Source organism: Streptococcus dentasini, from assembly GCF_053206945.1.
On sequence record NZ_JBRUHS010000007.1, the window covers coordinates 1 to 25,935 of the forward strand.

At 39.4% G+C, this 25,935-nt stretch carries 19 protein-coding genes and 1 pseudogene; 2 read left to right on the plus strand and 18 right to left on the minus strand.

Features of this window, described 5'->3' with window-relative positions; genetic code table 11:
* Positions 1 to 233: 233 nt before the first annotated feature.
* The gene (locus ACVR1G_RS06320; RefSeq protein ID WP_447452348.1) at positions 234 to 2,138 is read right to left on the minus strand and encodes an RICIN domain-containing protein; all 1,905 of its coding nucleotides are present in this window, start codon (positions 2,136 to 2,138) and stop codon (positions 234 to 236) included.
* A 576-nt stretch (positions 2,139 to 2,714) separates the two neighbouring features.
* On the opposite strand from ACVR1G_RS06320, the pseudogene ACVR1G_RS06325 reads away from it, so the two are divergent.
* A pseudogene (locus ACVR1G_RS06325) lies at positions 2,715 to 3,855 on the plus strand (IS3 family transposase).
* Between the two features lie 58 nt (positions 3,856 to 3,913).
* On the opposite strand, the gene ACVR1G_RS06330 reads toward ACVR1G_RS06325, so the two are convergent.
* From ACVR1G_RS06330 to dnaG, 15 genes are all read right to left on the minus strand, one after another.
* Complete coding sequence (locus ACVR1G_RS06330) at positions 3,914 to 4,846, minus strand: glycosyltransferase family 2 protein (RefSeq protein WP_447452349.1); 933 nt, start codon at positions 4,844 to 4,846, stop codon at positions 3,914 to 3,916.
* A gap of 76 nt (positions 4,847 to 4,922) precedes the next feature.
* Positions 4,923 to 6,473, minus strand: a complete 1,551-nt coding sequence (locus ACVR1G_RS06335; protein ID WP_447452350.1) for a hypothetical protein — start codon at positions 6,471 to 6,473, stop codon at positions 4,923 to 4,925.
* 63 nt (positions 6,474 to 6,536) lie between these two features.
* On the minus strand, positions 6,537 to 7,769 hold the full coding sequence (locus ACVR1G_RS06340; protein ID WP_447452351.1) for a hypothetical protein: 1,233 nt from the start codon (positions 7,767 to 7,769) through the stop codon (positions 6,537 to 6,539).
* 1 nt (position 7,770) lies between these two features.
* Complete coding sequence (locus ACVR1G_RS06345; RefSeq protein WP_447452352.1) at positions 7,771 to 10,305, minus strand: LTA synthase family protein; 2,535 nt, start codon at positions 10,303 to 10,305, stop codon at positions 7,771 to 7,773.
* Between the two features lie 3 nt (positions 10,306 to 10,308).
* Entirely contained in the window at positions 10,309 to 12,057 is a 1,749-nt protein-coding gene (locus tag ACVR1G_RS06350) for a rhamnan synthesis F family protein (RefSeq protein ID WP_447452353.1), read from the minus strand.
* A gap of 3 nt (positions 12,058 to 12,060) precedes the next feature.
* Positions 12,061 to 13,755 (minus strand): glycosyltransferase family 4 protein, encoded by a 1,695-nt coding sequence (locus ACVR1G_RS06355; RefSeq protein ID WP_447452354.1) that lies wholly within the window; start codon positions 13,753 to 13,755, stop codon positions 12,061 to 12,063.
* 18 nt (positions 13,756 to 13,773) lie between these two features.
* Positions 13,774 to 14,988 carry an ABC transporter ATP-binding protein gene (locus tag ACVR1G_RS06360; RefSeq protein ID WP_447452355.1) on the minus strand — a complete coding sequence of 405 codons (1,215 nt, stop codon included), beginning with the start codon at positions 14,986 to 14,988 and terminating at the stop codon, positions 13,774 to 13,776.
* Positions 14,988 to 15,800: an ABC transporter permease gene (locus ACVR1G_RS06365; protein ID WP_447452356.1), complete on the minus strand. Its 813-nt coding sequence runs from the start codon at positions 15,798 to 15,800 to the stop codon at positions 14,988 to 14,990. The genes ACVR1G_RS06360 and ACVR1G_RS06365 overlap by 1 nt, the downstream gene beginning before the upstream one ends.
* Positions 15,801 to 15,809: 9 nt before the next feature.
* Complete coding sequence (locus tag ACVR1G_RS06370; RefSeq protein ID WP_447452357.1) at positions 15,810 to 16,769, minus strand: glycosyltransferase family 2 protein; 960 nt, start codon at positions 16,767 to 16,769, stop codon at positions 15,810 to 15,812.
* Entirely contained in the window at positions 16,759 to 17,913 is a 1,155-nt protein-coding gene (gene cps2T, locus ACVR1G_RS06375) for a beta 1-4 rhamnosyltransferase Cps2T (RefSeq protein ID WP_447452358.1), read from the minus strand. Before cps2T ends, ACVR1G_RS06370 begins: the two co-directional genes overlap by 11 nt.
* Before the next feature lie 181 nt (positions 17,914 to 18,094).
* On the minus strand, positions 18,095 to 18,946 hold the full coding sequence (rfbD, locus tag ACVR1G_RS06380) for a dTDP-4-dehydrorhamnose reductase (RefSeq protein ID WP_447452359.1): 852 nt from the start codon (positions 18,944 to 18,946) through the stop codon (positions 18,095 to 18,097).
* Between the two features lie 98 nt (positions 18,947 to 19,044).
* Positions 19,045 to 19,971 carry a glycosyltransferase family 2 protein gene (locus tag ACVR1G_RS06385; protein ID WP_447452360.1) on the minus strand — a complete coding sequence of 309 codons (927 nt, stop codon included), beginning with the start codon at positions 19,969 to 19,971 and terminating at the stop codon, positions 19,045 to 19,047.
* A 157-nt stretch (positions 19,972 to 20,128) separates the two neighbouring features.
* The gene (locus ACVR1G_RS06390) at positions 20,129 to 20,464 is read right to left on the minus strand and encodes a metal-sulfur cluster assembly factor (RefSeq protein ID WP_447452361.1); all 336 of its coding nucleotides are present in this window, start codon (positions 20,462 to 20,464) and stop codon (positions 20,129 to 20,131) included.
* A 483-nt stretch (positions 20,465 to 20,947) separates the two neighbouring features.
* Complete coding sequence (rpoD, locus tag ACVR1G_RS06395; RefSeq protein WP_447452362.1) at positions 20,948 to 22,057, minus strand: RNA polymerase sigma factor RpoD; 1,110 nt, start codon at positions 22,055 to 22,057, stop codon at positions 20,948 to 20,950.
* Positions 22,058 to 22,065: 8 nt separating this feature from the next.
* Positions 22,066 to 23,841 carry a DNA primase gene (gene dnaG, locus ACVR1G_RS06400; RefSeq protein ID WP_447452438.1) on the minus strand — a complete coding sequence of 592 codons (1,776 nt, stop codon included), beginning with the start codon at positions 23,839 to 23,841 and terminating at the stop codon, positions 22,066 to 22,068.
* Between the two features lie 242 nt (positions 23,842 to 24,083).
* Here dnaG and mscL point away from each other — a divergent pair, with 242 nt between their 5' ends.
* Positions 24,084 to 24,464, plus strand: coding sequence for a large conductance mechanosensitive channel protein MscL (gene mscL, locus ACVR1G_RS06405; protein WP_447452363.1), 381 nt, complete (start codon positions 24,084 to 24,086; stop codon positions 24,462 to 24,464).
* A gap of 233 nt (positions 24,465 to 24,697) precedes the next feature.
* Here mscL and rpsU read toward each other — a convergent pair whose 3' ends face one another.
* Positions 24,698 to 24,874, minus strand: coding sequence for a 30S ribosomal protein S21 (gene rpsU / locus ACVR1G_RS06410; RefSeq protein ID WP_002963309.1), 177 nt, complete (start codon positions 24,872 to 24,874; stop codon positions 24,698 to 24,700).
* A gap of 208 nt (positions 24,875 to 25,082) precedes the next feature.
* Complete coding sequence (locus tag ACVR1G_RS06415) at positions 25,083 to 25,901, minus strand: transporter substrate-binding domain-containing protein (RefSeq protein ID WP_447452364.1); 819 nt, start codon at positions 25,899 to 25,901, stop codon at positions 25,083 to 25,085.
* Between the last annotated feature and the right edge of the window lie 34 nt (positions 25,902 to 25,935).

Genomic DNA, 25,935 nt, shown 5'->3' on the forward strand with positions numbered 1-25,935 from the left:
GTAGAGCCACGATTTCGCTATCCCTTCCTCTCCCCGCTACCTCACGATAGTCAGGCTTGGGAATCGCTATTGGGTTCACCGGTAGCGGGTGCCCACAGAGGACTTTCACCTCAGAGGTACAACATGCTTGTCGTACCTAAAAATCCGACAACTCCCTAAGGAGATGCCGGATTTTCTGCGAAGCAGATCAAGCATTCTTTCATAGTACGATCTATTGCTTCACATTGTTTATACTAATCTTTTTTTACAGGTACAAACTTCCAAGCTTGTCCTTCTCCTCCATTTCGGATGTACAACTCTATTTTCGTCTCTGGATTAGCAACGCCACCTGTAACATCTAAAACTTGATTCTTGTTTTTGGCAACAATTTCAAAGAAGTTATCAAAATTACTTGGTTTTATAATCCATTGTTGATTTTCTTGACCATTAGGCGTGAACATTAAAACATTTGTTCCATTAAATGCCCCGTTGTGATCACTATCAATTACTTTACCAGTATTTTTAGCTGCAATAGAATAATAGCCATTTTCTAAATATTTTACAGTGAAAACCTGATTGTCATTTTCACTATTCTTATTTGGAAAAATTTGAATAGTGGCACCGTCTTCTTCTGAATAATTAGGAATGTCTAGTACCATATTTTCATCTAGGGCCGAAGCAATATGATAATCACCATCAGCAATTGTTCGTTTAGCATCTTTATCAACTGCAATAAATCTGAATTGCTGCGCTTGACTACCGGTATTTTCAAATAATTCAATATTAGTTCCATTGGCAATATTTATACCAGTTATATCTAAATTCAAACCATTTTGAGCCGAAACAATCTCAAAAGAGTTGAAATCTCTACTAGGCTTTATAATCCAGTGCTGATTAGCACTATCATGATAATCAAATAGCTGAACATTAGCGCCATTGTTGCTATCACCATGTGCCACATCAAGTGCCTTATTAGAATATTTATGGACTAATTTATAATAACCATTTCCTAAATAAGTTACTGTGAACACTTGATTATTATCAGTAGCATTCTCATTCAATTGGATGTTAGTTTCATTAGCTGTCCCTTGCCCTGCAGCATCCAATCCATAAGCTGGATTAGCAGTAGAAACAATGTGGTAATCTCCATCAGAGATACTCTGACCTATTTCAGAAGCAAGCTGTTCAACATTATAGCTATTAATTGTTGGGGTTGGTTCTCCTTTAAACGGTGCATTCAAGATATAAGGCGTTGGATCAATCCGGCCGGAATGCCCATTTTGAAAATCTGGATTAGCTGGTAATATTTCAAAATGCAGGTGAGGTCCCGTCACAAGTCCTGTACTTCCTGAATAACCAATAACTTGTCCTTGTCTCACTTGTTCACCAACGGAAACAATAATTTGTGATAAATGCGCATAACCTGTATGCATGCCATCAGCATGCTGGAGCAAAACGGCATTACCAGCCTGCCATCCCATCCACGAGTGACCAGAGCCAGCAATTTTTACAACTCCATCTCTAGCAGCATGTACTGGGGTACCTTCAGGAACGGCGTAATCAATACCGCCATGTCCTGGATATCCTTCAAAACCAGCAGATATTGGCCCTTCAACTGGACGTGTGTAAGTAGAATCAGCTGCCGCAGTTGCTACCTTACCAACTGTTGCCCGTTTAACAGCATCAGAATTTTTTGTATCAGCCACTGCCTCGTTCACGACATAGTCTGTTGAACTGGCTGTTGCTGAATTCTGAGAAGTACTACCATTTTGTGTTTGTAATGAAGAGGCAACACCACCAGAAGTTGTGGTATTCACGGCTTCTTGCGAGTTAATATCTGATTGACTAGCGACAGGCTGGGTATTTTCAATAGAGGTTTCTGAAGTAACCACCTCTGATTGCCCACTATCTCCTGTGGGATCAGAAGTTGGTGCTGCTTCTACAGCTTCAACTGTTTCCCCTGCATCAGTAGTATTAACATCCCTTGTTGCCGCTACCTGTGAAATAGTTTCTTTAGTTTCATCAGCTTGAGCCTGTGCACCAGTTGACATAGCTACAGCTCCAACTGCTACAGTTGTTAAACCTGCTAGAGCTAAGCGATTGAAATAAGCAGTTTTCTTTAATTGATGCTTACGCTGTTTCTTCTGATAACTTGTCATAATATCTCCTTTTACATACTAAAATAAAATTTCTAAACTAGTTTCTCTACTGTTCTATGGTTAATAATTCATACACCATCTCCTCATAAAATTAAGTTTTCAGCCAATAAAATAGCTTACAACCTAATCAAGCTAATTGTTGCCACGAGGAGTATTATGCTTTTTTTGACACATAAAACCAATCTAATTTCCCTAGAAACCCATTTTGATTATATATGGACTCAAAAAAAAACTTTGCCCCATGCCCCAGAGAAGAAAAGCTCCTCTATATCAGTTATTCGTAAACCAATAACAAAAGAATGAAAAAAAGTATAAATCAATCTGATAAAAGGTAAACCAGCAAAGTTAATTAATCATAACATAACTTAGAAATACTGTATTAGCACTGCGCAGTGCGGGTATAGTATACTCCCCCCCCCCCGCTTAAAAAAGACTTAAAAAATCTCAGAATGTCAGAAAATTATCTTGAATTGTAAAAAAAAGAGTTTCTTGGTATGGTACTAGCCCCATAAAATGAGACACAAGAAAAACGCTCCTATTGAAATCTAGTAAACTAGAAACAGGAGTGTTTTTGTTATGGTCAAAAAAGCGTATTCGTTAGAAACTAAGTTAGCCTGTATCGAGATGAAGAAGGCAGGCAAGTCCAATAAGGCTATCATGGAAACCTTGGGGATCAAAAATGTTAGTCAGGCAAAGACCTGGTGGCGCTGGTATCGGAATGATGAACTGCACCGTTTCCATCAACCTGTCGGGAAACAATATACCTACGGGAAAGGGATGGCACAATTACCAGAAATAGAACAACTACGCCTGCAGGTAGAACTCTTAAAAAAGTATCGACGCTTGATAAGGCCATCGACAAAGTAAGTCTTATCAAGCTGGTGGAAGAGTATAAGAAAATCCATCCAGTCTCAGTCATTCTGGAGTGTTTCGGCGTCAAACGCTCAACTTTCTACCGTTGGAAAGCAGAAGGTGAGAGACCTAAGAAACGAGATAAAGTTGTGGAGAGGTTGTGGAGAAGATTGAGCAGCTCTGCATGGAAAATCAGTTTATCTACGGCTATCGAACCATCACCCGATTACTCAAGAAAATTTATGGTCTCGTTGTCAATTGTAAGAAGGTCTATCGTATCATGAAGGAGAATGGCTGGCTCTGTCGTGCACGTCCCAAGAAGGCGCTAAATCTAGGAAAGCCTTACTATGTGACAGAGAACAAACTCAACCGTGACTTTCAAGCAGAAAAACCATTGGAGGAGCTGGTGACAGACATTACCTACCTCTACTTTGGAAATTGTAAGCTCTACCTGTCCTCCATCATGGACCTCTACAATCGTGAAATTGTAGCTTATACCATCTCAGATTGCCAAGATACGGACTTTGTGTTATACACTTTGAACCAACTGAAGCTGCCTCAAGGAGCACTCTTGCACAGTGATCAAGGGTCTGTTTACACCTCAAAGGCTTATGATCAGGCTTATACAGAAAAAGACATCACCCGCTCCATGTCCAGAAAAGGGACACCAGCGGATAATGCCTGTATCGAATGGTTCCATTCCGTTCTAAAGTCTGAAACCTTCTATCTCCATAACTGGAGAAACTTAACTAAAGATAGTCTAACAGATATTGTCAAAAACTACATCACATTTTATAATGAAGTTAGAATTCAACAGAGATTAAACAACCAGTCTCCTGTAGATTACAGAAAACGAGTCACCTAAAAAGTATTTTTCTACCGTCCCATCATTGGGGTGCAGTACCATGTAAAACTCCTGTTTTTTATTTATCACGTTCTTTAATAATATAGGTAGGCCTTCGTTTTGTTTCAACAAATATTTTAGCAATATATTTACCAATAATCCCCAATGCTAACAGTTGAAGGCCACCAATAAAGAGTATAATGCAAATCGTTGAAGCCCAACCAGAGACACTGCCACCGAAGGCTAATTTTCTTATAATAACAGCTAAAATCCCAATAAGAGAAGTGAAAAATGATATAGCACCAGCCCATACCGATAAATTAAGCGGTGCCTCAGAAAAGTTAATGAAGCCATCCATAGAATATTTTAAAAGACTCCAAAAATTCCAAGATGTTTCACCTGCTACACGTTCCCGGTTTTCATAACTAATATAAGCAACATTATAGCCAACCCATGAAAAGAGACCTTTGGAGAAGCGATTGACTTCTTGGAGCTCTAAAATACTATCGACAACCTGACGCGTCATTAAACGAAAATCACGGGCACCGTCAACCATTTCCGTATCTGAAATTCTATTGATAATACGATAAAAGGTTTTAGCAAAGAAGGACCGGATGACAGGCTCTCCCTTACGATCTGCCCGTCTCGTGCCAACAACATCACACCCTTCTTTTATCTTATCATACATCTCAACAAGTAACTCAGGGGGGTCTTGTAAATCAGCATCCATGACAGTAATAAGATCACCACTCGCTTCTTCAAGACCAGCTAAAAGACCAGCCTCTTTTCCAAAATTACGGGAAAATGAGACATAATGAACATTAGCATAACTAGCCGCCACTTCTCTTAGAACCTGCAGCGTATCATCTCTAGAACCATCATTAACAAAGATATATTCAAATTCTAGCTCCGCCGCTAGAACTTCCTCAATCTTTTGGCTTTCTGCCAAGAAGGGTAAAATCGTTTCTTCTTCGTTGTAACAAGGTACAACAACAGATAATTTTTGTACCATTCAATTTTCTCCTACGGTAATTCTAACGTCTCTAGTATACCATATCCCCATCAGCAATATCAAAGTAGCACTGTTTTTAATGCCTATGACGTCCAACACATCTCTGGTTCTTTACCTTTATAGATAATGCATATAGCCCGTAAGCAGTCAGCGGCAGTAGTAAATAAACATAAGGATAAATATACTGACTCTTCGCTTCCCATAGTAAATGGAATATCAAGCCACCTGATAAGTACAAAAGAGGAATTAGTAAAAATAAATTGCTTGTTTGACGTTGGCGCCACTGTAGGACAATAACGGGCAAAACAGAACCATAAATTATAACAAGTAGAAGAGCAGAAAAGTAATAAGAAATTTCATAAGCCCATCCTCCTTCATAAATGTCAGACATCAAATTTCCTGAAATTTTCTGATTTTCAATCGAAAGTTTTGTAGCAGGTCCTGACCATATAGACTCAAATAAGCTATCCGTCCACATAGAGACGAATTTATTCTTAAAAAAAGTCACAGCATATCTAGGATTAGTCTTCATATAATCTAAGCGATGTGCTATTTGTTTTCGACTTGCTACCTCTATTTTGTCTGAATTACCATTGTATTTATTATAGACATGTTCAACATAGGCATCATACCAACCCGCAACGCGATTATAGATAGCTGCATTGTCATTTAGTCCCATAGCCACCCAAGCGATTTTTGGCTCTCCTTCAAGTTTAGAGACTGCTGCTGCCTGTTGATAATAAGTTAAAATAAGACGGTTAACCGATACCACAGATACTAGCAGACCAAGTGCTAAAATAAAATTCTTTTTAGGTTTATGTACTAACCAATCTAATGCAAGAACAATTAGAATAGATAAAGCCAAAATTATATAATTGTTGCGAACAATATTTGACAAAGTAAAAAATACAATAGTCAAAATCAGTGGTATCCAATTTCTATTTTCCAGATAAATTTGAAAATAGAACAAACCTGCCAAAGCAAAAAATAAACCATAAGTCAAACCATAGACAAATAAAATAAAGAAAAGCTGAGGTAAAAAGAGAAAAGATAAAAGTATAATGAGCTTAGAAACCGTTGGATTTTTAAAGGCACGTTGTGTGATGCGCCAAAGAAAAAAATTATCACCGATTGCCATAATTAAATTAATAGTAAAAAAGATTTTTACATTCTTCTCTCCAAAGATAGCTAAGATAAAGCGTTCAAAACTAACAAGACCCAACTGATGGGGATACTTATGCAAATATCCAAAGACAGAGGTCAACAGGGAATAATCTCCACGATTTAGAGCCTTCGCAGCCTCTAGTACCGCTACAGAGTCGTGACGCAGCATATCGTTTTGGTGCAACATCAGATATATTCCTAAAACAATATAGATAACACTGCCTGCTACAAAAAGATATGAATCCTTAATATAATCAGCTATATGAACAAAAAAGACAAAAAAGAGTAACAAAAAGCTAAGATAAGCAAAAAATAAGGGCTCATTATACCTCATATGAGACAACTCAGAGCCATCCATAGGCATATTTGTTCTAATAATGAGGCTGGTTATAGTGAGTATTGTAAAGATAAAAAATGACCACAATAATATAGTTTTTTGCCCTAGAAAAAAAAGAATTTTCATACTAATCTCCTAAAGGAAGGGAATACAGCACTAAAGTTTCAAAAGCAGTGCCACAGTGCACCGTCAAACAGCTGACTTATGATTTATGGTATTAAAGAGTTCTTGACACACCATAATTACTATAATAAGCCCAGCAAAAATTAATGGTGTATATGTCCGTAGTTCCGAAGCATAAATTGTCGGTGATAACGACACTGTCATCCGAGCAGCGTAGCCAACTGCCAAAACTACTACGGCTGTTCCAGCCTGCCAGAGATCTTCAAATATCAAGAACACTGAAATAGCTACCACCGCTAACAAAATTGTATATAAAGTTAGTGGATAAAGATTTGCTTTAAAGCTAAATTCAGTGACGGGTTGCTGATTTTGGAAATCATTGACCTTTTGTACAGCCGTTAGCAGACTCGTGCTTCCCAGCCTATTCGTTAAAATTGTATAAAGAACTGCGCCTGACATAACTGATGAAACATACCGCCGCTTAAGCAAAGCCAAAACGAGAGCAGCTATGAGCAGTAAATAAATAATCGTTAGCTCTGAGGTAACAAATAAAACACGATTCGTCTCCATATAGCCCTTAGCTACTTTAACAACTAAAGATAACTTGTCAAAACCAGGATACCAAGTTTTAGACTCAATCATTGTACGGCGAGCAGAGCCTGGTGCTACTAAAGCGGAAATTGTCCCTGCAAAAGCAATTACTATCGCTGATAGATAATAAACACTCACCTCTTTATTAATAAACCAATTTTTAAGCAATAAGAAAGCAAAAATAATCAGTGCAAAAATCGTAAACTGCTCTTGCATACAGGCAAATATCATAAAGGGCAGTGATATAAGCAACCATTTTAGCTCCTTTTGCTCAAGGCAATACCATGCTACCACAAAGGCAATCATTGGGAAAAGGTAGTTAGTCACTGTCGCAATTAAGCCTGCACTGGTAAAAAAGATACTTGGAAATACCAATAAAAACAGTGCTGGAATAATAAAACGAAGTCCCCAATATTTATCATCACTTAAGAAAATACCATTAAAGCAATGGAAGAATACCGCCACAGCGACCAGCATCGTAATATCAAAAATCAGATAATGTGATGACATAAACATGGTGACAGACTCAATTAAGAGACGGCTAGACCACACTTGGTAGCGATGAAAAGCAAACTCAAAGAAACCATAACGCTCAGACAAACGGGCAAAACTTAGCTGATCTCCCGCATCATTAATATAAACAATGGACTGCAGAGTGAAGAGTAAACTCGTAAGACTATAGTATACTGGCAAATAAAATTTTTTCACGCTACTTCTCTCCCTTTATTTTAAAGAACTTATCATTTGAAGCTATATAACCCTTACCAGAAATCAAGTCGTATTCGATCAATTTCAGATCATGTGCTATTTTCTTCTGCTTCTTGGTTGTATGTTTTTTATTAATACTAGCATTATCCATCACTTCTGTTAACAAGGCCTGATAAGGAGACACCTTAGTTGATGTTGTTAATAATAACTCTGCTGGAAAATCACTAGAGTTGACGTAAGGATGGTTCTGCTTATGAGTTGGATAATTACTCCAGATAAAGTAATCCGTCTGATATTGAGTCTCTGGTTTGTCCTTAAAAGTGCTATCTGGGTAGAAACCTGGCAAATGATCCCCATAAAAAACAACGGTTACTTTTTTATCTAATTTAGATAATTGTCCTAACCAGTCTTTGGTTGCTTGATCTGTCTTATTTAACAACTTAGCATAATTATTTGTATAACTATTCTCAGCTGGATCAAATCCTTTACCAGATCCACCGTATGGTGTTTTATCTGTATAATTCCAAGGTGTATGGTTCTGATAGGTCATTACTGAGAAAAACTGGCTTTGAGATTGGTCAATATTATCCATAATAGTTTGATAAGTGTTTTCATCGCTTGGATATACCCCAATAGTTCCCAAATGCTTGGCTTTTTGTGTTCCACCATCAGCTGCGATAAATTTATCAAAACCGAGGCGACGGTATACTGATTTACGTGAGTAAGTATTAGCATCACCCAAGTGGATGGCAATCTTATTTTTTGACTCAAAGGAATCACTAATTGAAGGCAGTCGCTTCATTTCAGGAACAACTTCAGTATAAAGCGTCGAAATAGATGATGATAAATTATACATCGGCAATCCGGTCAATGACTGAAACTCCATATTGGCTGTACCACCACCGTAAGCATCGGCCTTCATTAAACCGCTTGTTGAACTTTTCTTAATAGATTTGATATACGGAATAGGATCACGATTAAGGCTAACATCTGATAAACGACTAGGATCCGCAAAACTCTCACTCAAAACAAAGATGACTGTCTGATCCGAAATACTACCTTTTCGGCCTTTGTTGATAACATCAGCTTTTTGAGTATATTCTTGAGCAAGTTTCTCCATAGTATCTTTGCTGTAACCTGAGGGTCTTTCCATCTTAGAGGAAGTCAGCTGCTTAGTCCAAACAAACATTAAGGAGCGCTCCCTTGCCACCACAGACTGTCCCATCCACTCAATATTTTCTGTATTGTTAAGGCGAGATAGAACGGGAATATCGTCTGCAATCTTCCCATTATCCTGTTGGCCAAAAATCGTAACCACCGTGGTAAAGAGTACTAAGATAGGGATTGAAACTGCCACCCTTAGACGCCAGTTCGAATGGATAATATCTTTAAATGATAAGAGTTTCCATAAAAAATAGGTCAGGCCCGCTAAGGCCACAATAGCTAGAACAGCAATTAAAATTGCTGTCGCATTGACATAGGAGAGCAAGAGTCCAACATCTTTGAGCCAGCTTAAATCACTGAATAAAACTGGTTCATTACGCATACTGAATTTAATACTATTAGCAACAGATAGCAAGGAACCCACAGCAATCAAGGTTGTTGTCGCAATCAGGTAGCGGTTAACCACCATATAAAAGACAACATTGACCAGAGCTAAAACCAAAATTTGGTAGACACTAGCTCCTGGGAAAATATACCGGCCTAGTATCGGTCCATCTGCCTTGATAGTCGCCTGAAAAATATAGTTAAAGATAATCGCTAGCAAAAAACTTGTTGCTACTGCTAATGAGATAGACGCCCTTTTTTTCATAGCATCGGCGATCCCCCTAGCAACTACAAAGCACAAGGTCGAATACAATGCCAAGCAGATAGCCAAACTTGCTCCCATAGCCCAAGCATAGTCAGAAAGATCTGCTTTTTTAATGAGATTTAAAAGAGACGGTTTCATAGCAGCGATAGCTAAATGATCATTGACAATAGCCATCCCCAGAAAAGTAAATACAGGCAGCTGATAACTCTTATAATGTTTCAAGGGTTTGTCCAGACTAAGCAGACTATCTTCTAATTTTGAATGCTTAGATTGATTCTTCTTATGGTTCTCACGCAATTTATCCGATAAGAACCGAATGGCTCCTGCTAAAACTAAGATACCTAAAACAGTCAACAGAGTTTTAGACTGAAAGAAATCATTGTGACCGAATCGTTCCCACTTAAATTTACCATTATTCAGATTTCTCGTTACCAATAAAAAATAAGAGATAAAGAGATAACCTAGGTAGCCAAGGCCATACTGCAACCAAAACCGCCATTTCAACCCTCGACTGACATAGACGGCTAAGCCAAGTATAGAGATCCCGTACAGAGCATCATTGAGAGTACTGGATGCCCTAAAAGCCTTCAGCAGCCTATCAGCACGATGCCCCTGCAACAGCTGCTGATTGACTAAGAAGAAACTGATACAAAAGACAAAAAGGCAAATAAGCACGATGTGCAAAATTTTGTACCAATCTATATCTTTAATAATTTTTCTCATAGTTTACTTTTTTAAAAGCCGCTTCACAATATACTTCACCGCTCGAGCCGGTCCGATGATAATATACTTCAAAGCTCCCTTAATTCCTCCCATATAGGTAAAATCAACATAAGTATTTGGACTACTGTTGGCACGTGTATTGAGCATCTTGTTCTCAATAAAAGGCGTCATAGTAATCGGATTTTGTGAGATACGGTAATCATAGTGGCCATCCCAAGCAATGTAAATCAATAAACGCTCAATAGCATGAAGGATCGAATTTTGCGGCAGGGGTTCTGCCGGGATATCTTCATCCGTTAACCCCAAATCAAAGAGGGGCTTAAGCGCATCGTATCTAAACCAGGCATATGTACCATAGCTCATGACAAAAGTATCCATCATTTTGAAATCAATGGCCTTATGCAGCCCCATCTTTGTCCAAAGCTCCTCCATCTCAGGAGCGATTAAATGTTCATTCCAGGCCACGACAATTTTATTGAGCCTAAAGAAGGTTGGCATGTCCGCAATCACCAAGCCTAAACGCTCATTACTAGCCATTTGAGTCAGAATTTTATCCGCTGGCTTAACCAACATCTCAATTAATTCTTGCCGCCACGATTGACCAGCCCAGTAGTCTGCTTCTTTGGATTTCTTGGTGTGAAAATGACCAATATAGTCATATTCCTTGAGTTGTTCTTTCAATTTTAACATTGGTAGAACATCACGGCCAATATTGCCGGTCACAAAGATTTGAGCTGGAACTCGATTCTGCTCCAATATTGTCCGAATCTCAGCCTGCTTCTCTTCCTTATCCGTTGTGATAAAGAGATCGTAGGTAAAGTGGAAGGCCTGAAAGGCATCCAAAAATTCTTGTAAAAGATCCACATAAAAAACATGCAGATGAACAGCCACCTTGCCTTGAGAGAACAGCTGAGTATTCATATCGGGCTGCTCAAGATACTTATAGGCTAATAAATATGGCAGATCGGGCTGACTGATATTGGTCATGTGACTAACAATCAGATCGATAGGATAATTAGAAAACTCCCTAATCTGGTTGAGGAGATAAGGGCCGATATGCTGGTTAGCATCAATCGTTTTAACCTTAACAAATGGAACCCTAGCATTAAGAATAGCCGTCGGATTATAGTAGCTAAAGTCAGGATGCAGCATGCCTTCTGTAGGGATCTCAATCGTATTGAAAACAGCAGAATACTTGAATCCTACATCGGTTAGCGCTGTTGTCACCCGTGTTTCATAGTGGCCGATAACTTCTTGGACATCTGTAAAATCTTGAATTCCTTGCCAGAAATCCAGAAAAGCTGATGAAGTAACTACCTTTTGACTGAAACTAATAAAGTAGCTCTGGATATGCTCAGGAAAACTCTTAGTCTTTCGATGATTGGTTAGTCCCCAGAAATCTACCTGTTCATCCGTTTCAAACCGTTCATAAATGGGCTGTAAATCCCACAAAGGACCAAAACAGGTATCGTTCATCGTTGTAACTGAGTCGTAATCAGCCAGCTTATCCCAACCAACAGCTGCCATACCATCACGCCAAGCAGCAAAATCAAAGCCACTATTTTGCCTCTGAATAAAATCATCAATCAGTCCTTCCTGACGCAATCTAGCTTCGTCTGCCTCATTAAAAGAGCTGTTAGAGATAAAAATAACCTTACTGTAGAGAGAACGCAACTGTCGCAATTGATAATGCACATGCGAACTCAGACGATTATATTTATTAAAATGCACATATAAAAGCAAACGCTTCATGTTTTATTTTCTCCTAAAGAAATTGATGATTTTAGTTGGAATAGTCCAACGGCGAGAATGGACGACTGCACTGTATTCACGCTCTAAGTCCTGATATTTAGCTTCAATATCTATCAAGCGAGAAAGCTCTAATTTATCATCTATGTATTCTTGAACATTCTCAGCTAACTCGCTGAACTCCCCTTTTGCATACGAAAAGGTGAGATTGTGATGATGCAACACTGATGTATCATAAACCAGTTGAGGATCTCTCTCTAAAAACAAAAACTTATCCCTTAGTCTGAAAGCATTAGAATGAACAGGTTCTAATACTTTACCAGTCACCTGATCAATCATTGTGGCTTCATTATAAAGACCAGCTTCCTCTGTCAAATCAATTCTAATAAAGTCAGCTAGGCCAACTTCAATGACCAATTCATCCTTAGTCTTAATTTCATAAGTTTCCTTTTTATAATAAGGCTGTTCATTACTGTGATATACAGTTACCTTTTGATTAGAAATACTCTCTAATAGGGGGAAAGCCAAATCCCAACCAAGAAAATAATTTAAAGCTTTGAAAGCTTCTCTCGATTCGGGGTGAGCACTCTCCATTTTATCAAGATTATCAAGAAAAATTTGAGATGTTTTTTCCAGAGTATAAAGTTCTCTAGCTCTGTGACTTAATTCCAAAGCAAGCTGTTTTTCACTATCAAAATTTTCAAGCAACCAGTTAATTTTTTCAACCAGAGTCTCAACATCCCCTAAAGGATATTCATTTCCCGTACCAAAATACTCACTAACCGTTTTATGCCCTAAATTATTTGAGACAACTGCTGGAACAGCCGATAGAATAGATTCAACATATACCAACCCAAATGTTTCTATTTTAGAAGGTAATACCAATATATCTTTGTCTGTCAAGAGCCTAAAAGGTGACTTTTGATATCCAAGAAAAGTGATATTTGTAAGACCTTTTTCAAAAATATAATTATCTAGCTTTTCCTTATATCCCGGTTCCCAACTACCAATAAAAACAAGTTCTATCTCGGAAATGGCTAATTTTTCATAGGCTTGAACTAATTCTAATTGATTTTTCCATTGGCTAATACCACCGATTGAAACTATTCTGCTTTTTTCAACATTTTTTAGAGGAAATTCATCAAGCTGTGAATAGGGGATAAACGGAAAAAGTTTTTCTTCTGGGAAATATTTACCAAGTTCTTGATAAAGCCCCCCTGTAACAACAAATATTTTATCCGATAAGCGATTAATCAGGTCAATTTTTTTCCTATAATAGTTAAACTGACCAATTGGGAATTCGTGAATAATCTGATAATGAACTACAGATTCCAATGCTGCAGCCATGGCACCCTGAAAAACATTAACAGTGTTTGAAATAACTAGGTCAATCTGCTTGTTATTTATTAGCTGGCGAATCTGAAAAATATTTTTATGCTGGTAAGCAAAAACACTGACAAGATCGGTCTGTTCAAGCTGATAAGCTTCTGGCCACCACCACTTATTCGTTTTAAGTTGAAAAAGCTCAATGTGATTGTCTTCCATAAATTTTAGATAATCATCATCAGCATGTTCCCCATTATCAGGAATGACATTATAAACTTGATGACCCTGCATTTGCAAATAACGCATCAAGTTTCCAGCTGCCACCTCTGCTCCGCTAAAGAAAGCTCCGACGGGTGAAATAAATAGTACTCGCATATTCTAACCCCACTGTTATTATTTGACCCACTCACCTTGTCTCTCCAATAAGCCAGTTGAAGAATCTTTCAAAGAAAAATTAGTTTCATCAATCTCTCTTCGTACCGTAAATACTGGGGGTCTCGTCATTGATAAGACAGTTATATCACGGTTATTTTCATCACGGACATTCGCTTGAACTCGTAATTTTACAGTATTAAAATAGGGTAGCTTACACTTATAAACGATTTTATGATGACCCACACCTGTTAATTTATAATTCCATGAATTATCATTATAGAGGCCAATGCCATCAGAAATATCCACAAATGACAGTGCAATGTAGGTATCAAAATTTTCTTTTAGAATATCATAAGAAAACTCAATTTCGATATCTTCATCAGGTGATACGACTTCCTTGGTTAGAAGCTTAGCACTAAAATTATCAATAACTTTGGCTTCCTTAACTTCTTCAGCAGTAACCTCATCCGTTTCTGGAATTTCTACACTAAAATTATCCAAGCTATATTGATTGGCAACAGCGAAAGGTTCACCGTACGCCTTAATCAAGCCATCATCAATCAGGACTGCCTTATTACAATACTTATTAACAGCCGCCATATCATGAGTAACAAGAATTGTGGTCTTCCCGCTCTCCTTGCGCTCCATAAAATAATCATTACACTTGCGCTGGAAGGCTTCATCACCAACAGCCAAGACTTCATCAAGAATAAGGATATCCCCTTGCGCTTTAATAGCAACTGAGAAGGCTAGGCGAACCTGCATCCCACTTGAATAATTCTTGAGTTTTTGATTCATGAACTCTTTGAGTTCGGCAAAATCCACAATATCATCATACATGGCATCGACTTCTTCCGTCGAAAAGCCTAGCATTGCCCCGTTCATATAGACATTCTCCCGGCCTGTCAATTCGGGATTAAAGCCAACACCTAATTCGATAAAAGAAACTAACTTTCCATCAATAGTTACAGAGCCTTTTTCCGGTACATAAATCTGCGAAATAATTTTTAGAAGCGTAGACTTGCCCGAGCCATTTCGACCGACAATTCCAAAGAAATCACCTTTCTCCACTTCAAAATTGATGTCACGCAGCACATGCTGCTCCTTGTAACCCTTAACTCCTTTAAAACGATTGACCATCGTCGTCCTCAGACTGTTAGAAGCTTCAACAGGTAATTTAAAATATTTGCTGACATGGTCAACCTTTACTGCAATATTATTTTCTGCTGTCATTATAGAATCTCCGCAAATCTCTTAGAACTACGATTAAAAACTGTCAAACCAATAGCAAAAATGATAAATGGCAAGACATAAGGAATAGCATAATACCACCAGTGATTGATTAAATTCCAGATAGTCAAATTGGCTTTATCAATCAGGAGATAACGCAGGTCCTGAATCATCTGCGCCAAAGGATTGAGCATGATAACCTTACCCGCAAAAACTCCTTTAACTCCTTGGTTGGTAATAAAGGTCAGAGGATAAATAATCGGCGTCGCATACAAGCCTGCTTGGAGAACAACCTCCCAAATTTGGCCAATATCACGGAACTTAACGTAGAGCGTCGCCAAAAGCAGAGCTACCCCCCAAGCCATAATAAAGAGCTCAAGGAAGAGCGGGATGGAAAAGACAGCATCCCAACCAATATGAACACCATTGACCAAGGCAAAAATCAGCACAACAATCAGGTTAATGCCAAAATTAATCAATGCTCCGCAGACTGCTGATAAGACAATAATTGATTTTGAAAAATTCAGCTTACGCAACAGATCACCACGCGTCACGATAGAAACCATCCCCATGCTAGTTGCTTCCGTAAAAAAAGACCAGACCACATTAGCCAGCAAAAGTGCTACAGGGAAATGAGGCACGTCTCCCCCTAAACGCAGGAAGCGAATGAAGACCAGATACATGATCATAAAGAGCAACAAAGGCTTTAAAATTGACCAGAGGTAGCCGATGACACTGCCTTGATAACGCAGCTTAAAGTCTGTTTTTATGAGTTCTTTTAGTAGGATACGATTCTTCTTACTAAGTAAATCCATGATATTCTCCTATGCTTGATAGCCATATTTCTGATAATGGCGATAACCAATTTTCGTTGTCACTAAGGTTTTAAAGACCAATGTATGAAAAGGCCTATTTTTAGCAAAACCATACTGTTTAAGGGTACGTCGTCTTTGACGCCAAGGCTGATCGAGCAAATAAACATAGGCTTCAATCAGTTGATGTTCAGTCAAGGCCAAGTCTAAATTCAACAAAAGTTTGGCCTGCCGTTGGCTAGCATCAATCAGCCACCAATATTTAGCAATTAGATTATGGGGCCGCAGCCAATTCTTTAAGCGCTTTGACCATGTCCGCGCCCCTAGGACATTACTATCATGTTGGCGATAAAGTTCGGTTGCCTGATCCAAATAGACCAATTCTCCTTTAGCTGCTGCTATTAGAGCTAAATACCAATCATGCATGAGTATAGATTCAACAGCATCTTCATGCCAAAGTTGGGCTGCTGCATGGTTAATCATGGCAGTTCCCCCTGTTACAGTATTCTCTGTTAATTCCTGTAAAAGCGCTGTATTGGCATGACCTGACTGTGTGCGAATCATGCTTTCATGCAAAACCTGCAGATTTTGATTAACCACCTTAAGATCTGTGTATACCAAGAGAGGTTGATGCTGATCATGCCGCTGACCTTCCTCGAGACAGTGCTCTAGTTTTTCTGGCAACCAGATATCATCTTGATCACAGAAAAAGTAATAATCAGCTTCCTCATAGTTAAGCAGCGTATAAAAGTTTTTTATGACGCCAAGATTCTCTTGCTGTTTAGCATTGATAAAGCAGATACGACTGTCCCTCTGAGCATAATTTGCAATAATCTCTGGTGTCCGATCACTGGAACCATCATCGCGAATCAACAGCGTCCAGTCAGAAAAGGTCTGCTCTAAAATACTGTCAATCTGCTGAGCCAAAAAACGCTCACCATTGTAGGTGGACATGAGTATGTTAACTTTCATGTAAAAACAGCTCCTCGTATTCTCCTACAATTTTGGGCCAAGTATAGGCCTCCTCCATGTGCTGACGAGCTTTTCGCCCCAACTCACTGAAATCCTCTTGCTCATCATTTTGATTGATTAACTGGGCCAGACCGCCAGCTTTTTTATCCCAATAGAGGGCTGTGTCTTGAGCAACACCTTTATTAAAGTCAACACCCAGCACTAAATTTAAGTCTGTATGGGCCAATGCTTCTAATAATCCAGGATTCGTACCGCCTACTTCATGCCCATGAATATAGGCAAAAGCTGCTTGGCGAATATAAGTCAGTAAAGCACGATTATAAACTGTCCCAACAAACTTAATCCGCTCATCTTTCTCAAAACCTGTTTTCTGACGCAGTTCCTCAAAGTAGCTGCTGCCTTCATGATTACAGATAATAATCAGGTCTCGTTTGGTCTGCGATGCCATAAATTCACGAATAGCCACTTCGTAGTTGTTCTCTGGGACAAAGCGCCCAACAATCAGATAATAGCCTTTTTCAGTACTTTGCCAAGTTTCAAAAAAATCTCGAACTTGAGCAGACTGGGCTGTCAACCCTGACGAACTTAAATCTGTTCCATAGGCAATGAAAGTCGTTTTAGACCAAGGGTAAGTCTCCTTAATATAACTCTCAATCCCCGTGTTATCCGAAATGACCAAGTCAGCTCTCTTAGTCATCACCTTCTCAGAATATTTGAGGTAAGCTTGAACAGGCTTAGCCCATTTAGAACGCTTCCACTCCAAGCCATCGGGATTAACAAAGAGTTGACCGCCAATTTTATGAATCCGTCGTGCAAAAGGACTAATAAAAGCTCCGATAGTATTGCCCAAGATATAAAAGATAGGATGCTGGATTTCCTCTTGCTTGATCAGCTTTAAAGCGTAGCTGATAGCCTGCATATCATAGGCAATAACCCGTGCTGGACCAAGTTTGGGAGGTTTGACTGTAAAGCAATCTACTCCCATGTATGTAGAATGGGAACCCGTCAGCTCATCGCTGAGACAGGCAACATGGTAGCTGATTTTATCTGATAAGCGATTTTTCACCAATTCTTCCACAAAGGTTTCAAAGCCACCATATTTGGCAGGCAGTCCCCTGCTTCCGATGATAAAAACATGCTGCATACACAAAAACTCCATTCTAGCAATACAATCACTCTATTATATCATAAAATCACTGACCTTTTCACCCATAACTGTAAAAATATAGCGTCCTTCATTGCTTACACAAGGCCAATTTTCGCCTATACTCCAAAGAGGGGAATCTAAAAAGCAGACAAGCTTTCCTCAACTTGTCTGCTTCATTTTATTTTTTCCCCTGCTTGTAAAATTCTTTTAACGCTTCCTGCCAAGTCGGAATGACAAAACCAGTTGCTTTGGCCTTAGCCAAACTCATCGTTGAGTTCATCGGACGTTTAGCTTTTGCTGGAAATTGGCTGGAGTCAACTGGTACTACTTCTACACCAGTATCCTTAAGTATTTCCTTAGCAAAATCGTACCAAGTCGTATCTTCTGCTGCATCATTTGACAGATGATAATAGCCAAACTCCTTTTGATTTTCGGTCAGATAGGTCATAAACTCTGCCAAAGTTCTAGTCCAAGTCGGACGTCCATGCTGGTCATTCACAACTGTCAAACGCGAACGAGTTTTAGCCAAGCTTTGCATAGTAAAGACAAAGTTTTTCCCGTAATTTCCAAATACCCAAGCAGTACGGATAATATAATACTTATCAAGCAGCTTCTCAACAGCCTCTTCACCCATGCGCTTAGTGCGACCGTACTCTGTCTGCGGATCTGTCTCATCTGTTTCCAGCCATTCTTGACCGACAGGCTTTTCACCATTGAAAACATAGTCTGTCGAGATGTAAACCAGCGTAGCATCGTGCTTCGATGCTGCTTTAGCAATATTCTCGGTCCCCGTCACATTGATAGCATAATCTAATTCCTTACCATCATCTTCTGCCGCATCGACAGCCGTATAAGCGGCACAATGATAAACTAAAGTAGGCTTAACTTGAGCAAAGACTTCATCAACTTTATGAGCATCTGTAATATCCATTTCAGCGACATCCACAGCGACATAATCTTCGTTTCTCTCATCAAGCAAATGGCGCAGCTCTGTACCAAGCTGGCCCTTGCTGCCAGTAATTAAAATCATTTACAATTTCCTTTCCGTTGGTACTGAAATAACCTCAGGCGAAGCCTTCCAGCATCGGTTTGTCATCCTCTTCATTCTAACAAAAAAAAGGATGAATTTCACCCTTTTTCTTTTATGATATAAACTGGACGCTTTTTAGTTTCTAAAAAGATTTTCGCCAGATATTTCCCAATAATCCCCAGTGCCAAAAGCTGCAATCCACCTAAAAACAAGATAACAGATATAGTAGAGGCCCAACCACTCACTGGGTCACCAAAGAGCAAACGGCGAACAACAACAAACAGAATGGCAAAGATTGACAGCATAAAGCTGCCCAACCCTGCCCAAGTTGCTAAATTTAAAGGAGCTTCCGAAAAATTGATAAAACCATCAATCGAATATCTAAGTAAGGACCAAAAATTCCAAGAAGTATCACCGGCTACACGCTCGCGATTCTCATAAGGAAGATAAATGACATCATAACCTACCCAAGCAAAGAGGCCTTTGGAGAAGCGATTGACCTCCCCCAGCTCCAAAATGCTGTCAACAACTTGGCGAGTCATTAAGCGAAAATCACGCGCACCATCAACCATTTCCGTATCTGAAATTTTATTGACTAGCCAATAAAAAGTCTTGGCAAAAAAAGAACGGATTATCGGTTCTCCTTTGCGATCTGCCCGTCTCGTGCCAACAACATCATAACCATCTTTAATCTTTTGGTACATATCTGCTAGCATTTCCGGGGGATCTTGCAAATCGACATCCATGACCGTGATAAGATCACCATCTACCTCTTCCAAGCCAGCTAACAGAGCTGCTTCCTTTCCAAAATTACGAGAAAACGACAGATAATGGACGTTATCAAACTGCTTAGAAACCCGTCGCAAAACGGATAAAGTCTGGTCTTTGGAACCATCATTAACAAAAAGATAGTCAAACACTAACTCCCTAGCTATAGAAGCCTCAACTTGCTTAGTTGCCGCTAAAAAGGACTCAATGGTCGCTTCTTCATTGTAACATGGCACTACAATACTTAACTTTTTCATTTCCAATCCTTATCGAAATACAAAGCCTTTGAGAATTCAATCAAAAAAATCATTTTCGCTATAGCCTACCTTGGAACACCCAGATCTGTAAATAATAAACTCTAGCAACTGCTGTTCGCCTTTTCGTGAGTTCCATGAATTACTCACACTCTTTGATTTATCGAATTCCCAGCGCAATACGGGCATAACGACTCATTCGCTCAATTGTCCAAGCTGGAGTCCACACCAATTTAACTTCTACCTTGGTAACTTCCTTAACTTCACGGATAACATCGTAAATCTGATCAGTCAGCAGATCAGCTAAGGGGCAGCCCATTGTTGTCAAAGTCATATCAATTTCAGTGTAGCCATCTTCTTCAAAACGAATTTCATAAACTAAGCCGAGATTGACAATATCGATACCCAACTCAGGATCAATAACCATTTCTAATACTTCAAGGATATGATCCTTAATTTTTTCGACTTCTTCAGGTGTGTATGTTTTTTCTGACATTTAATTCATCCTCCTCAAGCATTATCCTAGCAAAACGCCCCTGCTTACGCTAATTTACGAATAGTGTGCAGCTACTATTTTTATTTTCAAACGGCAGTAGCCAATCTCCAGCAGAACTTCCACTAGACATCATTGCTTTTGCCATTTATTTTTAAGCGAACGTCAAATGATCAGCAGTTCACTTCCCAAAAATTAGAAGGAGACAGTCAATACCTTGTCTCAGACTTAGGTAGACTCTTTCTGATTTTAAAACTTAAGTAAAAACAGTCCACTGGTACTTCTTCGCTCCTCTCCAATTTTCCAGGAGCGGTTAAAACAGTCCACTGGTACTTCTTCGCTCCTCTCCAATTTCCCAGGAGCGGTTAAAACAGTCCACTGGACTTTCGCTCCTCTCCAATTTCCCAGGAGCGGTTAAAACAGTCCACTGGACTTTCGCTCCTCTCCAATTTCCCAGGAGCGGTTAAAACAGTCCACTGGACTGTTTTAATCCTCCATAAAGTCTTTAAGCTGCTTACTGCGGCTTGGATGACGTAATTTACGTAGCGCTTTAGCTTCGATTTGGCGAATGCGTTCACGCGTAACATTAAAGACCTTACCCACATCTTCAAGCGTACGCATCTTGCCGTCATCTAATCCAAAGCGCAGACGAAGGACATTTTCCTCGCGGTCAGTCAAAGTATCGAGAACTTCGTTCAATTGTTCCCGAAGGACAATACGCGTTGTATAATCAACGGGGTTTTCAATCACTTCATCTTCGATAAAATCCCCCAAATGGCTGTCATCTTCTTCACCAATTGGTGTTTCTAGAGAGACAGGCTCTTGAGCAATTTTTAAAATTTCCCTAACCTTATCTGGAGACATATCCATGCGCTCTGCAATCTGCTCCGGAGTCGGATCTTGGCCTAATTCCTGCAAGAGATTGCGCTGCTCACGAACCAGCTTGTTAATGGTTTCAACCATGTGCACTGGAATTCGAATAGTTCGTGCTTGATCAGCAATGGCCCTAGTAATAGCCTGACGTATCCACCAAGTAGCGTAAGTTGAAAATTTGAACCCCTTAGAATAGTCAAATTTATCAACCGCCTTCATAAGACCCATATTCCCTTCTTGAATCAGGTCAAGAAACTGCATACCGCGACCGACATAACGCTTAGCAATAGAGACAACCAAACGCAAATTGGCTTCAGCTAGACGCTGCTTAGCTTGCAGATCTCCTTCCGCTGCCGCGACAGCTAGATCTTTTTCCTCATCATTGCTTAAAAGCGGGACAACTCCGATTTCTTTCAAATACATCCGAACAGGATCGTTAACCTTGGCTGAATTGCTACCAATAAGCTCCTCATCCGTCAACTCATCAGGTGTTGGTGCCTCAACTACATATTTACTAGATGGATTGCCATCCTTATCAGTGATAGAGATGCCGCCATCTGTCAGACGTTCCAACAGATCATCAATCTGATCGGCGTCAAGCACGAAGGGGATGACTAACTTCTCTGTCACCTCATCATCAATTGCTGTCCCTTCCTTCTTGTGGTTGCGGATAAAGTCTGCTACTTGTACATTAAAGGTTGTATTTGATTGTTTACTTGCCATAGTTTCCTCTATTCCATACTTCTTTTTTGGGCAATAAAAGCCTCTAATTCCATCGTGGCACGTTCTGTGTCACCATGATTACTAGTCTCACGAATCAATTTACCACGCTTACGCAAGTCTCGTTCTTGCCGATACTGATCTATTCGCTTTTCTAAAAGATTTATCTCGTCCTCAGCAATCTCCTCGGGCAACGATTCTTCTAAAACTTGGTAATAAGCCTGCCGCAAATCTTCCGACATATCTGCTAAATCAAGATCTGAAATTTCTCCTTGTCTGCACAGCAATTGATAGAGCTTCTGTAACTGAGGACTATCAAAGGAAAAATCATCACGGTGTCTAAACTCATTTAGTAGGTATTCATGATGCAGGAGGCGATGAAACAGCTGATTCTCCGCTCGCTGCATAGCTGTCAAACTTTTAGTTGCTGGCAGCTCTGTTATCAAAGGCCCCTGCACTTGAACAGATCTTTCCTGAACCGCGCCTCCTCTAGAAGCACGCAATTTCAAACGCTCATTATTAACGGACTGCTCAATTTGAAAATAATCAAAGTCTGGCAAAAGTTCAGCTACCATATTGATATAGGTATTTTGCGCTGTGATAGATGTTACACCTGCAATAATCTCAGCGATCTGTTCCACATAAGTAATTTCAGCCTGCAAATTATCGACATTATCAGGTTTGAGGTAATGAATCCAAAACTCTGTACTAGAAATTCGCGACTGTGTCAGGAGTTTAGCCAACTCCTCTTTTGAATTTGCTGCTATAAATTCATCGGGGTCCATCTGATTAGGAATGCGGACAATCTCCACCGTCAAATCATCCAAAATCTTCAGTGATTTAGCGATAGCATTCTGGCCGGCCTTATCACCATCATAAGTTAAAATTACCTTTTTCGTAAATTTTTTTAAATGATTGACATGCTCCGAAGTCAAAGCCGTGCCCATAGAAGCCACCGCATTCTCAATCCCTGCCCGATAAGCAGCGATAACATCCATAAAGCCTTCCATCAAATAAACTTCATGGCTCTTAGCCATTACTGGTTTGGCCTTGTCTAGATGATAAAGTTCATAGGATTTGTTAAAAATAGGTGTCGAACGCGTATTTTTATACTTAGCTTCTCTTTTATGATCGGAAGTTTCTGTCCAGATTCGCCCCGAAAAGCCGATAACATAGCCATTTTCATCCGTCAGAGGGAACATAATCCGATTTCGGAAACTGTCAAAGATCCCTCCTCGTTCTGAGAGATTAAACAATCCCGAGTTAAGAATAGTCTCCTCATCATAACGAGATGATAAACTCTGATAGAGATAATTAACCTCATCAGGTGCCAAACCGATATTGAAATAGTCAATCATCTGATCCGTCAACCCCCGCCGGTAGAGATACTGTTTAGCAGCCTCCCCCACTTTAGTGGTCAACAAAACAGCGTGATAAAACTTACTGGCATCCTGATTGATGTCAAACAGCTTTTGCTGGGGATGGCGATGCTGCTGGCTCTGAACGGGAGTATCAATAACCAGATCCATTCCAATTCGCTCAGCTAAAATCTTGACGCTCTCCAAAAAAGTTACATGACGATACTCCTCCAGAAACTTAAAAACATCACCGGACTTGCCACAGCCAAAACAATGAAAGAACTGTCTATCCTCAATAACATTAAAAGACGGTGTTTTTTCTTGGTGGAAGGGACAAAGTCCAAGATAATTACGGCCAGCCTTGGTAAGACTGACAACTTCACCGATAACATCAACAATATTGACATTTGCTTTTATGTCAGCAATCATCTCTTTATCAACGGCCAAGCTACCACCTCCCGACTAAGACAATAATTTTAGTTTTACCCCTTATTATAGCATTTCTAGACTATCTTGTAAATTATCTGAATCAGCATAACAAACTCTTTTCAAAACTCACAAAAATATTAACTAAAATTAACATTTACAGTTTTTAGACAACTACCTTGACTTTGTCTAGTTATTTAGTTATACTCTTCAAGTAAAAATTTGAAAGGATTCTATTTATCACAATGATTAAAGAATTAAAAGACTTTTTGTTTAAGGGCAATGTCCTTGATCTTGCTGTAGCCGTTGTTATGGGGGCTGCTTTCAATGCCATCATCACATCGCTAGTAAGCGACATCATCACTCCAGTGATTTTAAACCCAGTTGTTAAAGCCGCTGGCGTTGAAAATCTCTCCAAACTGACTTGGAACGGAATTACTTACGGAAGCTTCTTAAGTGCCGTGATCAACTTCCTTATCGTCGGAACGACTCTCTTCTTTGTAGTTAAAGCTGGCAATAAAGCTATCGCCCTTAACAAAAAACAAGAAGATGAGGCTGCCGAAGCTGCTGGACCTTCACAGGAAGAATTGCTCACAGAAATTCGTGATCTTTTAGCTAAGAAATAAGACCTAGACAGCAACTGAGATGCCTAACCTAAGATAGGAAAAGAGTACTGATACTTAGATATCGGTACTCCTTTTTTACTCTAAAATTTACTATCTAACACAATTGTTTATGAATAAAACTAGCAAGGCTAGTCATCAGGGAAAACACACATGAGGGTGATGTCGGCATGTGTTTTAACAAAATTAAGATGTAAAAAAGCTTGAGTCCAACTCAAGCTTCAGTTTAGCCACGCTTAGAATTTTTTACGCTTGCGAGCAGCTTCTGATTTACGTTTACGTTTTACAGAAGGTTTTTCATAGTGTTCACGTTTACGAGCTTCTTGAAGAGTTCCCGCTTTTGTGACTGAACGCTTGAAACGACGAAGAGCATCGTCAAGTGATTCATTTTTACGTACCACTGTTTTTGCCATGGATTTCACCTCCCCAAGACTAATGTAACGATTTTTCGTTCCCTAGTAGCATACCTAAATTTCCTAGTAAAGTCAACTGTTACCTGTTAAAAAATAAAAAGAGAAGAAAATTTTTCCTACTCTTTCGCCTATAATATCAATTTATGATTGCAACCAATTGAAACCCGTTCCCTCATTTTAGGAATACCGAGATATTACTAAATAATTCCTATCCAACCTCTGACTCAGCATTAGCTTTTTGAACATATTGATCAATCTTGCCTTCTTTTTTCAACCTTGTGATAATTTGATTAAGCTTATCACGAAGGGCAATGGAACCTTTAGGTAGGGCAATAGCATAAGAACTGCCATCAACCTTCTTCAAAGTGATATTGGCAACAGCCAAATCATCGTTATTAGAAATATAGCCCTGTGCAATAGCACTTTCCATGACAATCCCATCAATTTGACCATGCTTTAACTCGTTAATTCCTTCACTGTTTTGAGTTAAGGAAACAGCCGATGCCTTGGGAATTTGATCTGCTAGGACGCCTTCTTGAATCGTTCCCTTCTGAGCTGAGACAGAGTGACCTGAAAAATCATCCACTGATGTATACTGGGCTAATTCAGACTTACGAACAACAATAACATTTTTGGATTCAAAGTAGGGTTCTGTAAACTCAAAAGAATCCTTACGATCCTCAGTAACAGAAATGCCAGAAATACCGTAGTCAGCCTTACCAATAGACACACTGCCCAAAACATTAGTGAATGACACCGTCAAAAAGTGCACGTCAACACCCAATTCTTTAGCAATTTCTTTGGACAATTCGACATCAATACCAACAACAGTATCTTTACCATTTTCCAGACGTTTAAATTCAAAAGGAGCAAAATCCGGACTAGTAGCCACAACCAAAGTCCCACTCTTTTGAACATCACTCAGCGATGTATCCTTAGATTTGGATGATTTGGAAGCACCGCAGGCTACTAAGACAAAAGCTGTCATAAAAATCGTGGTTAGCGCCAATAGCTTTTTCACTGACATATTCTCACCATTCAACTGACTGGTATACAGTCAA